Origin of the sequence: Enterococcus sp. RTP21361st1_A6_RTP21361_211029, assembly GCF_040910045.1 — a bacterium.
Lineage (GTDB): Bacteria > Bacillota > Bacilli > Lactobacillales > Enterococcaceae > Enterococcus_D > Enterococcus_D gallinarum.
In genome coordinates this window covers 1-16278 of the sequence record NZ_JBDGBK010000019.1, presented here as the reverse complement: position 1 = coordinate 16278, position 16278 = coordinate 1, and the positions used below count along the sequence as shown (strand labels likewise).

Here is a 16278-nt window from a genome sequence, read left to right as displayed (position 1 = left end):
CATCTGCTCAGACAGAATTCTAGGAGAATCCAAAGAGTTGCTTTGAGTTTAACAGTTCCTTAAAAAAGTCTAACTGACAAAAAAGTACATCAAAATACCGGCAGCAATAGCTACATTCAGTGATTCTGCTTGCCCATAGATAGGAATATAGACATTTTGATCGGTCAACGCTAAAATATCTGGATGGACGCCTTGTCCTTCGTTCCCTAAGATAAACGCAGCTGTTCCTTTCTTAGATAACTCCGTATAAGAAACCGCTTCTTTATTCAACTCAGTCCCGTAAATAGCAGTCCCTTGGACTTTTAATTTTTGAATGAATGCTGGCACATCCCCTTCAAGGATCGGTAAATGAAAGTTGCTGCCTTGCATACTACGCAAGACTTTTGTGCTGTAACGATCAGCTGTGCCTGTTCCTAAAAAGACCCCAGCAAAACCCGCAGCATCGGCTGTACGAATCATGGTCCCAACATTCCCTGGATCCTGGACATTATCTAAAATCAGCCAATTTCCATGAATCGTTTCTTGAACCGTCTCTTTTTCGATCACTGCAAAGATCCCTTGGGGTGTCGGTAAATCTGATAGAAAAGCAGCTACTTCATCGGAGATACGAAATACTTTGTCTTGATAGTCTTTTAACTGATTGCCGGTTTCTTGGATTCCTTTATCAGTAACAAATAGATAATTGATCGGTGCCGATGCTGCAATGGCTTCTTGTACCAAATGCCAACCGTCGATTATATACGTATTGGTTTGATTGCGGTATTTTTTTTGTGCGAGTTTTTTGACCTCTTTGATCAATGTATTTTTTTTTGAAAGAATTTCCCTCATCCTGTTCACCTCGCCTCATTATAGCATGAGTCAAAGGATGAAACTTGTTCTTTCGTTAGAAAAACGCTATCATATACCATAGAGGTTGACTGAAACGAGGGGGTGATTTGATGAAAAAAATACGCATTCAAGTTCAAGGCCGAGTCCAAGGAGTCGGTTTTCGTTACACGACAAAATTGTTAGCGGACCGGATGGGGATCCAAGGATCCGTCAAAAATGAATCTGATGGTTCAGTAACGATCGAAGCTATCGGCGAAGAGAAACAGGTAGACGCTTTTGTTGAAGCAGTCAAAGATTCACCGTCTCCTTCTGGTAAAGTGACAAGTACAAAGATCCAAGAAGATCCTTCTATCAAGGAAAGAACAAGTTTTGATGTTGAATATGGTTACTAAATCTACGACGAAAGATTGATTTTTCAATGAATTTCCTTTTGTACATTGAAATAGTCGGTCTTTTTTAGTATAGTTATTTTTGTCTAAATTTATAGTGAAGAGGAAGAAAAGAATGTCAAAAATGAATAAATGGCTGCTCTCGTCTGGATTGTTAGGACTTTTACTGACTTTATCCGGATGTGTCAGCACAAACTCTGATGGAACACCGAATGAAAACGGCATGATCTATCGTTTCTTAGTGAAACCATTAGGTAATTTGATCACCATGCTGGTAGAAAACTTCGATTGGTCTTATGGTTGGGCAATTATCGCTGTGACAATCGTTGTACGCCTTATTATCTTACCGCTTGGGATCCATCAATCGAAGAAAACGATGATCCAAAGTGAAAAAATGCAGTTCTTGAAACCGCAGGTAGATATCGCACAAGCCAACTTGAAAAAAGCGACCACTCGTGAAGAACAAATGCAAGCACAAGCAGACATGCAAAAAATTTATTCTGAAAATAATGTCAGCATGTTTGGCGGAATCGGTTGCTTGCCGCTGCTGATTCAGATGCCAATATTTTCAGCTTTGTATTTTACTGCTCGTTACACACAAGGGATTCAAAATTCGGAATTCTTTGGGATTTCCTTAGGACAACCAAGTTTCCTATTTGTAGCCATTGCTGGTATTTCGTATCTCATACAAGGATATATTTCAACCATTGGAATCCCAGAAGAACAGAAAAAAACGATGAAAACAATGTTGATCGTTTCGCCATTGATGATTGTCTTCATGTCATTAAGTGCACCTGCTGGTGTAACGTTATACTGGGTTGTCGGCGGGGTCTTCAGCTGCCTGCAAACCTTTATTACAAATGTCATCATGAAACCTAAGATTCGTGCGCAAGTTGAAGCAGAAATGAAAGCCAATCCGCCTAAAACGGTCGTGACGCCTCGGAAAGATGTCACTCCTACGCAGCAGACGCAGCCTACAACGCCAAAAAACTTGAATCATAAAAATGCAAAAGGCCGTAATGCCGGCAAACAACAACGAAAATAAATTTAGAACTATGACCGACTCTTCTCGGTCATAGTTTTTTTATATGTTTGAAAACCACCTGCTGTGCTGGTGGTTCAAAAGAGCTTCCAGCGTGGTATTAAAAAGACCTCCCAAAATTGCTAAACTGATGTTGGTTTCCCGACCGCATCACCATCAAAGATAGGAGGTGTCCTTATGGAAAAGGACAAAGAAAGTTTATCACATAGTAAATGGAGATGTAAGTATCACATCGTGTTTGCGCCAAAATATCGGAGACAGATCATTTACGGAAAATATAGAGAAAGTATAGGTGAGATTCTTCGCACGCTCTGTGAAAGAAAAGGAGTAGAGATCATTGAGGCAAATGCTTGTGCAGATCATATTCATTTGCTTGTAAGTATTCCACCAAAGTTAAGTGTTTCGCAATTCATGGGCTATTTAAAGGGAAAAAGTAGTTTAATGATATTCGACCGTCATGCAGAGTTGAAATATCGCTATGGGAACCGAAAATTTTGGTGTCGAGGGTACTACGTGGACACGGTTGGACGAAATAAGGAGCAGATAGCTGAGTATATTCGTAAACAAATAAAAGAAGATTATTCAGCAGATCAGCTTACGTTGTTCGAAGAAGTTGATCCGTTTACAGGAGTTAAAAACAAAAAGAGATAGAGTGAGATTCTTTTAGAATCAGCGAGTAGAAGTGGTGCGGGGGGAAGCTTTCAGAGGGCCTTTTAGGCCGAGGCCGGTAAGAGAGGCTTCTAGCCGAAGAGCAAACCACCCGTTTCACGGGTGGTTATGATTGATTGCTTTTTTGGGGTATTCTTTTCTGATTGAATTGATTATGGAATCAAGATTCGCTATAGTGAAAGGGAGGTGAGTTCATGTTCCAAGCATATAGCAATATTTTTGTGATTTTTAGTTTGATGTTTATTGGCTACTGGTTGTCTTTTAAGCAATGGTTCTCAAATCGTACAGCAGATACCTTTTCAAAACTTGTTTTGAATCTCTCACTGCCGGCAAGTATGTTTTTGAATATCATCAAGAATTTTACCCGCGATGAATTCCTTTCATTGTTTTCTGGAATGATCATTCCATTATTATCCATTGTCATTACTTATGGGATCAGTAAACTTTGGCAGCGTTTCTTTCAAGTAGCTCCCACTCATCATGGATCCTTCTCCACCATGTTTACTTTTTCCAATACAATTTTTATTGGATTACCGATCAACCTGGCTATTTTTGACGAAAAGGCTGTTCCTTATGTCTTGCTTTATTATATTGTCAACACTAGTTTGTTTTGGACGGTTGGGATCTATGAAATCGCTCGAGACAGCCCTAGTTTCGAAGAAGCAAAAGTCTCCTTTCACCCTTTAGTTGTGTTGAAAAAAATCTTCTCTCCTGCATTGATTGGGTTTATTATTGGATTGATCTGGATGCTCTTCGATTTTCCTTTACCGAAATTTATTGCAGGCCTAGGAGGCTATCTTTCTGAGTTGACCACGCCTCTATCCATGTTTATCATTGGGATCATCGTTTACTATAGTGGTATCAAGAATTTACGTATGACCAAGGATCTTGCCGGTGTCCTCGCAGGTCGTTTTCTCCTCTCTCCATTGATCGTGTGGCTGATTGGTCAATGGATACAGGTTCCTTCATTGATGTTGCAAGTCTTTATCATCCAAGCATCGATGCCTGTTCAAAATTCTGTGCCGATCCTGGTTAGAAATTACCAGGGAGATGAAGAGTTTGCTGCTTCTTCATTAGGCTACTCCGTTTTGATTTATATGATTTACATTCCATTATTGTTGATGGTTTTATTATGACATGCAGCAAAAGTGTCGATGTATAAAACAAAAAAACGATTCGAGGACCTATCATTTCTGAGAAAGATAGTGCCTGCGAATCGTTTTTATAGTTGATAATAAATTTCTTCCTTATAGCATATCAAACAACGACAATTGATTTTCATCCGGTAAATCTTTCAAGACACCATTGTCTGTCATATATTCGATTAATGTTTTGGAAACTTTTCCTCGGTTGGCCAGATCTTCTTTGGACAAGAACGGACCATCTTTCCGGGCCTCACAGATTTGTTTGGCTACGTTTAGACCTAAACTTGGTACAGCTCGAAATGGTGCGATCAGCTTGTTGCCATCGATCACAAAATTCTCAGCATCCGATTTATATAAATCGATCATGCCAAATTCATAGCCTCTTTCCAACATTTCATTGGCCAATTCTAAAACAGTCAGCAAGTTTTTTTCTTTTGTCGATGCATCCATGCCTTTGTCATTGATTTCTTGCATCCGCTCTTTTACCGCTTCTTTGCCTTTTGACATGGCGATCAAATCAAAGTCGTCCGCACGAACAGAGAAATAGGCACAGTAATACAGAATTGGGAAATATACTTTGAAGTAAGCGACCCGCAATGCCATCAATACATAGGCTGCCGCATGGGCTTTGGGGAACATATACTTGATCTTAGAACAAGAATCGATATACCATTCAGGGACATTATTTTCCCGCATCGCTTGCAGATAAGTATCTCGCAAATCATCCGGGATCTTGTTCCATTGTCCTTTACGAACCGTCTCCATGATTTTGAAAGCCATACCGTCATCTAATCCTGCATGAATCAGATAGACCATGATGTCATCCCGACAACCAATGACTTCTGCCAAGTTGGCATCACCGCGCCGAATCAGTTCCTCGGCATTTCCTAGCCAAACATCCGTTCCGTGGGAAAGTCCTGAAATCTGCAACAACTCTGCGAAGGTGGACGGATGGGTCTGTTCCAACATCCCCCGTACGAAACGGGTCCCAAATTCAGGAATCCCTAAGGTACCAGTTTTAGAATAAATTTGCTCTTCTGTTACACCTAAAACATCCGTTCCGCCAAAAATACGCATAACTTCTGGATCATCGGTAGGGATCGTTTTTGGATCAATTCCAGATAAGTCCTGTAACATCCGAATCACTGTCGGATCATCATGTCCTAAAATATCCAGTTTCAAAATATTGTCATGGATCGAGTGGAAATCAAAGTGTGTCGTCTTCCATTCAGAATTCATATCATCGGCTGGGTATTGAATCGGTGTGAAATCATAGACATCCATATAATCGGGGATTACAATGATCCCCCCTGGATGCTGTCCGGTGGTGCGCTTCACTCCGGTAGCCCCTTTGGCCAATCGGTCCACTTCTGCTGCACGATAATGAAGATTGTGATCCCGCTCAAACCCTTTTACAAAACCGAATGCGGTTTTGTCTGCTACCGTACCGATCGTTCCTGCACGGTAAACATAATCTTCTCCGAAAAGAACCTTTGTATAATTGTGCGCTTCGGGCTGGTATTCCCCAGAGAAGTTCAAATCGATATCGGGGACTTTATCTCCATGGAAACCTAAGAAGGTTTCAAACGGAATGTCATGACCGTCCTTGTTTAGTCGGGTGCCGCATTTCGGACATTTTTTTTCTGGCATATCATAGCCAGAACCATAAGACCCGTCCTCATAAAACTCCGAGTACTGACAGTCTGGGCAATAATAATGAGGAGCTAATGGATTCACTTCAGTGATCCCCGTCATCGTTGCGACAAAACTGGAACCGACAGATCCCCGCGAGCCCACCAAGTAGCCATCTTCATTGCTCTTGTGTACCAGTTTTTGGGAGATCAGGTAAATCACGGAGAAGCCATTTCCGATAATGGAATCTAATTCTTTTTTCAATCGCTTTTCAACGATCTCAGGCAAAGGATCCCCATATAATTCTTTGGCACGATTGTAACTTAGATCTGTGATTTCTTGTTCGGAACCTGGGATTTTTGGCGTATACAAATCATCCTTGACTGGAATGACCTTTTCACACATATCCGCGATTTTGTTGGGGTTTGTCACGACGATTTCTTTGGCTGTATCTGGGCCTAAAAATTGAAAAGCGGTCAGCATCTCATCTGTCGTCCGAAAGTGAACAGCTGGCAGACTATGGCGATTCAGAGGATTGGCTCCCCCCATTGAATTGATCAAAATCTTACGATAGATCGCATCTTCTTCATTCAAATAATGTACATTCCCTGTAGCTACCACCACTTTGCCTAATTCGTTCCCAATCTCGATCAGGTTGCGAATAATGTCTTCTAGGTCTGATTCATTCTTAACAAGTTCGGTCTCAATCAAATGAGCGTAAACTTCTTTGGGCATGACTTCAATATAATCGTAGAACTCTGCTAATTTACGGGCAGCATCCACCCCTTTTTGCATCATGGCGACAAAGACTTCTCCCTTGTCACAGGCGGTTCCTACAAGTAATCCTTCCCGCAGCTTCACCAATTCCGAGCGAGGAATTCTTGGGACTTTGTCATGGAAATATTTCACGTTCGACATCGAGATCAATTTAAATAAATTTTTTAATCCGGCTTGCGTCTTCGCCAAGATCGTCGCATGGAATGGTCGCGCCGCTTTGAAGGAGTTCTCTCCTCCCACATGGCGGTTCAAGTCTTCATGCAGCAGCATGCCATGCTTTTCCATCGCTTCTTTGACAAAGATCCAAGCTAAATGGCCCGTGGCTTCCGCATCATAGATCGCTCGGTGATGCTGTTCTAAGCTGACGCCGAATTTTTTAGATAAGACGCCTAGACCAAAACGTTTGAACTCAGGATATAAGTAACGTGCCAGTTCTAATGTATCAATAACTGGATTTTCGGCTTCTGGAATCCCATATTTTCGATAACTCGTATTTAAAAAGCCCATATCGAAAGAAGCATTGTGGGCAACCAAGATTGCTCCTTCAGAAAACTCTCTAAAGAGTCGCAATACTTCTTCTTCTGATTTAGAACCGCGAACCATTTCATCCGTGATCCCTGTAAGCTCTACGGTGGTGCGAGACAATGGGTGTCCTGGATCAATGAATTCATCAAATGAGCCTTCCACATTGCCTTTATGCATGCGGACAGCCGCTAATTCGATAATTGTATCATAAACGGCAGATAGCCCCGTCGTTTCCACGTCAAACACAATATACGTGGCATCCGTCAAAGGAACTGGTTTAGGGTTATAAGCCACTGCAACGCCATCATCAACGATATTGGCTTCAACCCCATATAAAATCTTAACACCAGCTTTTTCACCCGCATGATGGGCATCTGGGAAAGCTTGCGCGCCACCATGGTCCGTAATAGCGATCGCCTTATGTCCCCATTTTCCAGCTTGTGCAACTAAATCACTGATATTATTCGTGGCATCCATCGTACTCATATTTGAATGAAGATGGAGTTCCACCCGTTTTTCTCCTTCAGGTGCATAGTCTTTCCGAATCTCGTGTTTTACCTCAATCAAGTCTTGAGCATTCATAACAAGATCTCGCATAAAGGTATCTTCCTGCACGCTTCCGCGAACTTTTACCCAGCTGCCTTTGGCGATTGCCTCAAAGATTTGTTCATCTTTTTCATTATTGGAGAACTTTTTGACACTGAAAGATGACGTATAATCCGTGATTTTCAGAATCAAGATCTTCCGCTTTGAACGTAATTCCCGAACTTCTTTATCAAAGACATATCCTTGGATCGTCACACGGCGTTCTTCCTCAATGATATTAATCATTGGGGTAACGGGTTCATCGGCTGGAATATTCCTTCCCAATGCAATCGGACCGTCAAATTCAACAGCTTTCACTTCTTTTTTCCGCTGTTCATGGGCGATCAAGTTCTCAGCAGCCTGTAATTGGAAAGCAGCAGTCTGTTCTTCTTTACGAGCTTCCAATTCTTTTAAAGCTTCTTCTGCTTGTTCGGCATCCATTTCAGGAATGATACGAAATTTTTGAAAACCAAATGTTTGATAGTTTTCTTCAATGATTGGTAAATATTGTTGCTGCAAAATCGCGATTACCGCTTCATTGGTAACAGGCAGGATCACTTTTTTCTCATTCACTACCGGTAGCTGATTCTTAATGACTTGCTGTACTAGTGGACGATCACAGTTTTGATTTGCGAGTGCTAATGGCCAGTACTCTTGGATCAGTTGTTGATCGAAGGCATTATCCTTGGCTTCAATGATCATTCGCACCGCAGCGATTTCCTTAAAGGCCAGTTCCAAATGTTGTTTGAACGATTGATACACCATAACGGGTAGCAATGTATCAAACTGCAAGTAAAATGTCCAAGCTTTTGACTGGCGATGGACCACGACTTGTTTGATTTGAGCGGTCTGTATCAAAGGATGTTGGCGTAAATCAGGACCAGCATTGATTTGCTCTAATAAAATCTCAAAGGTCTCTCTTTCTTTTGACAATTGACCATCCTCCTTTTTCTCAGTATTAATTAGTATACCTCTTTTTCTTTTGTCTTTCATTAAAAAATCGAGAAAGGGCTCCCCCTTCCTCGATTTTTGTCACGGATCATTCAGATGCAGTCAACAAGATCGTTAATGTCGTAGCCACTTCCTCTTTACGAACTTCAACGGTTGCATTTGTGTGTTTGATTTTTATTTCGACAATCCCTTCTGTCGCTTTGTTGCCAATGGTCAATCGAATCGGACAGCCTATCAAATCCGCATCCGCAAATTTGACACCAGCACGTTCGTTGCGATCATCTACTAAAACTTCATAACCGACAGCAAGCATCGCTTGCTCTACTTCCTCGCACAAAGCAGTTTGATACGAGTCTTCCATTGTGGTTTGAATAATATGGATATCATAGGGTGCAATCTCTTTCGGCCAATCGATTCCCTCTTCATTGCCGTGCTGTTCAACGATTGTTGATAGAAGACGAGATACACCGATGCCATAACACCCCATCATGACTGGCGTCTCCTGACCGTTCTCATCGACAACTGTCGCACCAAGTCTTTCACTGTATTTGGTTCCTAGCTTGAAAATGTGGCCAACTTCGATTCCTCGTGTGAAAGTTAGGACCCCTTTGCCATCTGGAGAAGGATCACCTTCTTGCACCAATCGAAAATCAGCAAATGCCAATGGGGAAAAATCTCGTCCTACATTTGCGTTTTGATAGTAATGGCCCGGTTGATTTCCAAAGACGATCACATTTGCTAAATCTTGTACATGCTGATCAGCATATAAGCGGACATTTTCCGGCAGCGCAATGGGACTGATTGCTTCAGTTTGCAGATGACAACGTAATTCTTCTGGTGTAGCTATTTTCAATTGATCGGCTTCTAGAAAATTTTTGACTTTTGCTTCGTTCAATTGATGATCGCCACGTAGAAGAATCATGACCGGTTCTCCATCAGCAAACAAAAGAAAGGACTGAACGATCTTAGTCAAGTCACTCTCACAAGCTGCAGCTACTTCTTCCAGAGAATAAGGTGGATCAACCTGCAACTCTGCGCGCTCAAGAAAGGTTTCGTGAGATTTCTTTGATACATACAAACTTGTGGCCATTTTCCAATTCGCCACGTAGTCGCTTTCCGTTGAGTAGCAAATTAGTTCTTCACCAATCTGCGACAGTGCCATGAATTCTTTGGAATCATGCCCTCCCATCAGACCGTTATCACCAATCACTGCGCGATACTCCAGACCACAACGCTGCAAAATCGCGTGATAGGCTGCTTCATACCGACGATAAGTCGTATCTAAACTTGACTCATCGGCATGAAATGAGTAGCCGTCTTGCATGATGAATTCGCGACTGCGAATCAAACCGAAGCGCGGACGTTGTTCGTCTCGGTATTTTGACTGAATCTGATACAAACTGATCGGCAGACGTTTGTAGGAAGAGATCTCACTTTTGATCAATTCCGTAAAAGGCTCTTCATGGGTTGGCCCCAAGACATACTCCCGCTCGTTTCGATCCGTTAACTGATACAGTGAGCGCCCATAAAGCCCGTCTCGCCCAGTACTTTGCCATAGTTCCAAGGGCAATAAAACTGGCATCGTCATTTCTACTGCATCAATTTTGGCTAATTCTTCCCGCATCAATTTTTTAATTTTCTCCAACACCCGCTGGGCTAAAGGCAAATACATGTAGATGCCTGCTGCCACTTGCCGAATATAACCGGCTCTAACTAAAAGTTGATGACTCAATGTTTCCGCATCACTTGGTATTTCCCGCAATGTCGGAATAAACAGTTTCGACTGCTTCATTTTTTTCTCCTTTGCTGCAAACACTTTGCTATACCATACACCCTGCTTGGCCCATATCAGCTGCTTCCTCTAATCAAAAGAAAAAGCGCTGAATATCATTCCAAGTCACTAACACCATCAGCAACATCAAAAAACCAAACCCAATTAACGTGATGATTCCTTCTTTTTCTTGACTGATCGGTTTACCTCGGACACCTTCAAGAATGTTCAAAACGAGTTTGCCGCCATCCAATCCTGGAATAGGCAACAAATTGAAGATTCCTAAGTTGATGGAGATCGCCGCCATCATCATGACGACAGAAGCTACCCCTTGTGAGGCTGCTTGTGAGGACAATTGGAAAATGGCCACCGGACCGCCTAATTTGTCCAGATCTGGTTGTACGATCAAATTACCGACAGCTCGGAAAATCAGTAAAGCATTGTTGAAGGTCAATTTCAAGCCACCTAATAGCTTGTCACCAAGACTTGTTTTCAAGCCAGGACTGATTCCCATAAATCCTACTTTTTCTCCTTCAGCATATTTCCCTTCTGGCGTTGCTTCAATCGTTAATGTATCACTTCCCCGCTTCACTTCAAGGGGGATCTTCGTGTCAGGATAATTTTGGATCTCACTGCTCAATTCCTGCCAGTTGGATACTGTCTTGCCATTGACTGCTAAGATCTCATCGCCATCTTTCAAGCCTGCCTCAGCGGCTGGTGAACCATTTTGGATACCAGAGATGCTGGTCGTATTCACATCTTGTACACCACCCTGTGCAAACACTAACCCTGTGAATAAAACAAAAGCTAAGATGAAGTTATTCATCGGTCCAGCAAAATTGGTCAACATTCGCTGCCAAAGTTTCGCTGACTGAAATTGAACATCTTTCGGTGCAATCCTTACTTCCACACCGTCTTCATGAATAATGGTTGCATCATGATCGACCGCATAAGCGACTTTTTCTTGTTCATTTCCATTGATGTACCCTGCAATCGTCAACTTTTCTTCGAGATCAAAGTCTACCACTTCCATCGGAATCGCATGAGGCAACTGCACCTTTTTGCTAGTATTGATCTTGATGACTTTTCCATCCTTGTCTTGCACAAGTGAGATCGGCATACCTGGTGTCAGCTCTGTCTCATCTTCGCCCCAGCCTGCCATTTGAACATAGCCACCTAATGGTAACATTCGAATCGTGTAAGTCGTTCCATCTTTTCCTTGATGGGCAAAAAGCTTTGGACCCATTCCAATGGCAAATTCCCGAACTAAAATCCCTGCACGTTTGGCAAAGAAGTAGTGTCCAAATTCGTGGATTACGACCACAACAGAAAATATGATAATAAACACAAGAATCGTTTTCATTCTGTTTCCTCGCTTTCACTGTTCCCTCTTGCTAAAGGGGAAACCTTTCTTTATTTTATCACACCCACACCTAATGAGGAACTTCCGGCGTTATTGTAACAAGAATTTAAAGAACCAAGCTCTAACACGCATAAAAAGACTGTGGCTCTTTCTCTCAACACATTCCTTAACAGGAAGAGTGTTCTTTTTTCCTTATCCTCGCATTCTTCACAGGGGTCCGTCAAAAAAGCTTCGACCGCCAAGTAGTCGAGAACTAAAAAACCTCTAAATGTCTGGTCCCGTGAAAACAGGCTTCATTTAGAGGTTGAAATAAGGTTAAAATGAGGTTAAAAATTGTCTTCTTTCTGCGGAGCTGATCAAACAAATTAATGACCTAGCACTTATCTAGTCAAGCAAGTGATTATTGCTCGTTTATCTAGACTAACTAAATGATTGCTTTAGAAAACATCTAATAAGTACATGATTGGAAAAACAAACAGCATACTATCAAAACGATCAAGAATCCCGCCGTGGCCAGGCAAAATATTGCCTGAATCTTTTACTCCGTAGTGTCGCTTGATAGCTGATTCGACAAGGTCACCAAACTGACCAGCAATCGAAAAAATAATCGTCAATACGATCATGATCAGACTTCCATGGCCAAAGTAATCGTTGCCTGGGAATGCCAACAAATAAAGAGCTGCCACAACGACTGCCGAAACAATTCCGCCCAATGCCCCTTCAACGGTCTTGTTCGGTGAGATCTCCGGCCATAGCTTATGTGCGCCGAATCGGCGGCCAACCATATAAGCACCAATATCTGTCGCCCAAACAATAAACAAGCCAAAAATCAGCACAACTAATCCGTTTGGTACTAATCTAGCCGTCAAGAAACGTTCAAAGCCGACACCCACATACAGACTGACTAAAACGGGGAAACCTGCTTCATCAATGGTGTACATATTTTTGGAAACGACAGCGATCCCTAGCAACAACAAGACAATCAGATAAAACAAAGCACTTTTATCTGTATTTGCTGGTAAGAAAGCAAACCAAGGATCTTTAGGTAAGACTAAGATCACAGCCCCAAGAATCGATAACACCCCTTCAAAACTGAGAACCGCTAGTCCTTTCATCCGAAATAATTCAAACACACCAATTCCGGCAAGTAAAGCTGCCGTCAACTCGATGGCTATTCCACCGACATAAATAACTGGTAAAAAAAATGCTAATGCCACCACTGCGGTGATCACACGTTGTTTCACTTTTTGTCCTCCTTCTTGTTCAACCCGCCAAAGCGCCGATTTCGCTGTTGAAAACTGCCGATGGCAGCTTCTAACAATTGGGCATCAAAGTCAGGCCATAATGCTTTAGTGAAAAAGAGCTCGCTATAAGCAATTTGCCAAAGAAGAAAATTACTGATCCGTTCTTCACCACTCGTTCGAATCACCAATTCAGGATCGCGAAGTGCAGCAGGCAAGAAACCAGTCATGAGATGCTGGTCCATCATTTCTTCGGTGATTTCCACCGTCTCCTGTGTGTGGTCTAGTTCTTCATACAGCTTTTGGATCGCCTGCAGCATTTCAGCACGACTGCCATAGTTCAAAGCGAAATTCAGGACCATTCCTGTATTCTCCTTGGTCTGTTCGATGGCACGATTGACAGCATCTTGAGTGTGAGCAGGCAAATATTCAGTAAAGCCCATCACATGGACCTTCACATTTTCTTTGATCAGCTCTGGTACAAACGTGTCAAAAAAATCAACTGGCAATTGCATCAAGTAATCGACTTCTTCATTTGGTCGTTTCCAATTTTCCGTTGAGAATGCGTACAATGTCAAGACTTTGACTCCAAGCCGCGAGGCATGGGTCGTGATCGTCTTCACTGTCTCCATCCCTTCTTTGTGCCCTGCCACCCGCGGTAAACGCCGATTCTGAGCCCAGCGGCCATTTCCGTCCATAATGATCGCGATATGCTGAGGCACAGGTAATGCCGGATCAAGTTCGTATTCAGTTTCTTCCTTAACATATTTGTCTTTTTGTGGAAAAAAACGCAACATATGATTCGCTCCTCTTCCATTTCGTAAAATTCATCTTTTTCATTATAACAATAATCATATTTCTTGCCTATGAAAAGTAAAAAAAGAAATCTATATTAAAGAAAAACAAAAACATTTTCTCTTTGTTAGGAATAAAAAAAGGGCGCTTGTGCGCCCCTGCTTCTTATACTTCTAATAATTCTTGTTCTTTTTCAGCTGCGATCTGATCGATTTCTTTAATACTGTTGTCTGTCAATGTTTGAACTTCTTTTTCTGATTCTCTTAAATCATCGACCGTGATATCGCCAGATTTTTCTTGCTTCTTGTAAGCATCCATCGCATCACGACGGATATTACGGACAGCAATTTTCGCATTCTCCGCTTCTTTTTTCACATCTTTTGCCAATTCTTTCCGGCGCTCTTCCGTCAATTGCGGAATGACTAAACGGATTACTGTACCATCATTAGCAGGTGTGATACCGATGTCGCTTTGCATGATCGCTTTTTCGACTTCTTGGATCATTGTTTTGTCGAAAGGCGTAATCATCAAAATACGCGCTTCAGGAATCGTGATTGATGCCATTTGATTTAGTGGTGTTGGAACACCATAGTAGGTTACCATCACACGGTCTAAAATACTTGCGTTCGCACGGCCAGCACGAATTTGTCCTAACTCGCGCTGCAAGTTTTCTGCTGCTTTTTTCATTTTATCTTTTGCTTCTGTTAAAATTTTGTCAGCCATTCTATTTCCCCCTTACTGTCGTTCCAATATGTTCTCCTAAGATTGCACGGCGAATATTTCCTTGTTCATTTAAATTAAAGACAACTAACGGAATATCATTATCCATGCTTAATGAGCTTGCAGTGGAATCCATGACTTGCAATCCTTTCGAAATCACTTCTAGATGCGTAAGCTCTTCAAACTTCACTGCACTTTGATCGATTTTTGGATCTGCTGAGTAGACACCATCGACGTTATTTTTTGCCATCAAGATCACATCTGCATTGATTTCAGCTGCTCTTAAGGCAGCCGTAGTATCTGTTGAGAAATAAGGATTCCCTGTGCCGCCAGCAAAGATCACTACACGCCCTTTTTCTAGATGACGTTCTGCCCGACGGCGAATATAAGGTTCTGCGATTTGGCGCATTTCGATCGATGTTTGGACGCGAGTCGGTACGCCAGCGTTCTCAAGAGTGTCTTGCAACGCCAATGCATTCATGACCGTTGCCAACATTCCCATATAGTCTGCTTGCGCTCGTTCCATGCCCATTTGTGCACCAATCTGACCACGCCAAATGTTACCACCGCCTACTACGATCGCCATTTCAACACCAAGTTCATGGACTTCTTTGATCTCTTTGACGATTTCTTGGATCGTTGGCGGTTTGATACCAAATCCTTCATCCCCTGCCAATGCTTCGCCGCTCAATTTTAACACAACACGTTGATATTTTGGTTTACCCATGATGATTCCTCCGTACATTCTCCAATACTATTGTAGCATATTGGCGCCATTCTGTTTGAATTTGTGCAATTTTTTTGAAAATCGGTTTTTGCTTAAAAAAAGGGAGCGCACTTCCATGCGTTCCCATCTGTTCGAGGAACAGAATTATTTTTTGACTTGGCTCATAACTTCTTCTACAAAGTTATCTTCGCGTTTTTCGATACCTTCGCCGACTTCAAAACGAACAAATGATTTCACTGTTGCGCCTTTTGAAGCAACAAATTTTTCAACAGTCATGTCAGGATCTTTAACGAATGGTTGGTCAACCAAAGCGATTTCTGCTTTGAATTTTTTCAAACGGCCTTCAACCATTTTTTCAACGATGTTGGCTGGTTTGCCTTCGTTCAATGCTTGTTCAGTCAAAACTTGTTTTTCGTGATCCAATTCTTCTTGTGAGATTTGAGATTCATTCACATAGCGAGGATTGATTGCAGCAACGTGCATAGCGACATCTTTTGCAACTGATTCGTCTGTTGTTCCTTCAAGAACAGTCAAGACAGCGATACGTCCGCCCATGTGCAAGTAGCCACCGAAAGCAGAGTTGTCATCTTTTTCAACAACTTCAAAACGACGGAAGCTGATTTTTTCACCGATAACTTGAGTTGCTTCGATCAATGCTGCTTCCATTTTACCTTTTGATGTTTCCAACTGCAAAGCAGCTTCCATGTCAGCAGGTTTGTTTGCAGCGATTACTTCTGCGATTTCTTTAACTAAATCTTGGAACATTTCGTTTTTAGAAACGAAGTCTGTTTCAGAGTTTACTTCAACGATTGCAGCAGCATTCCCGTTGATAGCAACAGATGCCAATCCTTCAGCAGCAATCCGATCATTTTTCTTTGCAGCTTTAGCCATTCCTTTTTCACGTAATAGATCAACGGCTTTTTCGATATCTCCTTCGACTTCAACTAAGGCACGTTTTGCATCCATCATACCTACACCAGTCATGTCGCGCAATTCTTTTACTAATTTAGCTGTTACTTCTGCCATTTTTTGTTTTCCTCCTAAATGTCATTTAACAAGCCTGAACTTGCCTTTTAAAAAAGCTGTTTCAAAGGAGAGTGAGGCTTGGCGCCTAGCCT

The 16278-nt window shown here is 42.0% G+C and carries 13 protein-coding genes; 4 read left to right on the top strand and 9 right to left on the bottom strand.

Annotated elements, in window-relative coordinates; genetic code table 11:
- Positions 1–69 precede the first annotated feature (69 nt).
- Positions 70–828, bottom strand: a complete 759-nt coding sequence (locus AB5Z52_RS05265) for an RNA methyltransferase (protein WP_242387636.1) — start codon at positions 826–828, stop codon at positions 70–72.
- A gap of 110 nt (positions 829–938) precedes the next feature.
- Between AB5Z52_RS05265 and AB5Z52_RS05260 the strand changes: the two genes are divergently transcribed.
- From AB5Z52_RS05260 to AB5Z52_RS05245, 4 genes are all read left to right on the top strand, one after another.
- On the top strand, positions 939–1220 hold the full coding sequence (locus tag AB5Z52_RS05260) for an acylphosphatase (RefSeq protein ID WP_005472207.1): 282 nt from the start codon (positions 939–941) through the stop codon (positions 1218–1220).
- A 112-nt stretch (positions 1221–1332) separates the two neighbouring features.
- A complete protein-coding gene (gene yidC, locus AB5Z52_RS05255) occupies positions 1333–2262 on the top strand; it encodes a membrane protein insertase YidC (protein WP_005472205.1) in 930 nt (309 codons plus the stop codon).
- 174 nt (positions 2263–2436) lie between these two features.
- Positions 2437–2910: an IS200/IS605 family transposase gene (gene tnpA, locus AB5Z52_RS05250; RefSeq protein WP_048720443.1), complete on the top strand. Its 474-nt coding sequence runs from the start codon at positions 2437–2439 to the stop codon at positions 2908–2910.
- 212 nt (positions 2911–3122) lie between these two features.
- Positions 3123–4064, top strand: a complete 942-nt coding sequence (locus AB5Z52_RS05245) for an AEC family transporter (RefSeq protein ID WP_288551820.1) — start codon at positions 3123–3125, stop codon at positions 4062–4064.
- A gap of 111 nt (positions 4065–4175) precedes the next feature.
- On the opposite strand, the gene AB5Z52_RS05240 is transcribed toward AB5Z52_RS05245, so the two are convergent.
- The 8 genes from AB5Z52_RS05240 to tsf all read right to left on the bottom strand — a co-directional run bounded on the left by AB5Z52_RS05240 (position 4176) and on the right by tsf (position 16186).
- Entirely contained in the window at positions 4176–8525 is a 4350-nt protein-coding gene (locus AB5Z52_RS05240; protein ID WP_003126876.1) for a PolC-type DNA polymerase III, read from the bottom strand.
- A 106-nt stretch (positions 8526–8631) separates the two neighbouring features.
- Positions 8632–10335: a proline--tRNA ligase gene (locus tag AB5Z52_RS05235; RefSeq protein WP_288551821.1), complete on the bottom strand. Its 1704-nt coding sequence runs from the start codon at positions 10333–10335 to the stop codon at positions 8632–8634.
- 73 nt (positions 10336–10408) lie between these two features.
- Positions 10409–11677 (bottom strand): RIP metalloprotease RseP, encoded by a 1269-nt coding sequence (gene rseP / locus AB5Z52_RS05230; protein WP_003126873.1) that lies wholly within the window; start codon positions 11675–11677, stop codon positions 10409–10411.
- 437 nt (positions 11678–12114) lie between these two features.
- Positions 12115–12921, bottom strand: a complete 807-nt coding sequence (locus AB5Z52_RS05225; protein WP_288551822.1) for a phosphatidate cytidylyltransferase — start codon at positions 12919–12921, stop codon at positions 12115–12117.
- Positions 12918–13715, bottom strand: a complete 798-nt coding sequence (locus tag AB5Z52_RS05220) for an isoprenyl transferase (protein ID WP_003126871.1) — start codon at positions 13713–13715, stop codon at positions 12918–12920. Before AB5Z52_RS05220 ends, AB5Z52_RS05225 begins: the two co-directional genes overlap by 4 nt.
- A gap of 163 nt (positions 13716–13878) precedes the next feature.
- Positions 13879–14436 carry a ribosome recycling factor gene (frr, locus tag AB5Z52_RS05215; protein WP_003126870.1) on the bottom strand — a complete coding sequence of 186 codons (558 nt, stop codon included), beginning with the start codon at positions 14434–14436 and terminating at the stop codon, positions 13879–13881.
- Position 14437: 1 nt separating this feature from the next.
- Positions 14438–15160, bottom strand: coding sequence for a UMP kinase (gene pyrH / locus AB5Z52_RS05210; RefSeq protein WP_003126869.1), 723 nt, complete (start codon positions 15158–15160; stop codon positions 14438–14440).
- Between the two features lie 144 nt (positions 15161–15304).
- The gene (gene tsf, locus AB5Z52_RS05205) at positions 15305–16186 is read right to left on the bottom strand and encodes a translation elongation factor Ts (protein ID WP_005472197.1); all 882 of its coding nucleotides are present in this window, start codon (positions 16184–16186) and stop codon (positions 15305–15307) included.
- Between the last annotated feature and the right edge of the window lie 92 nt (positions 16187–16278).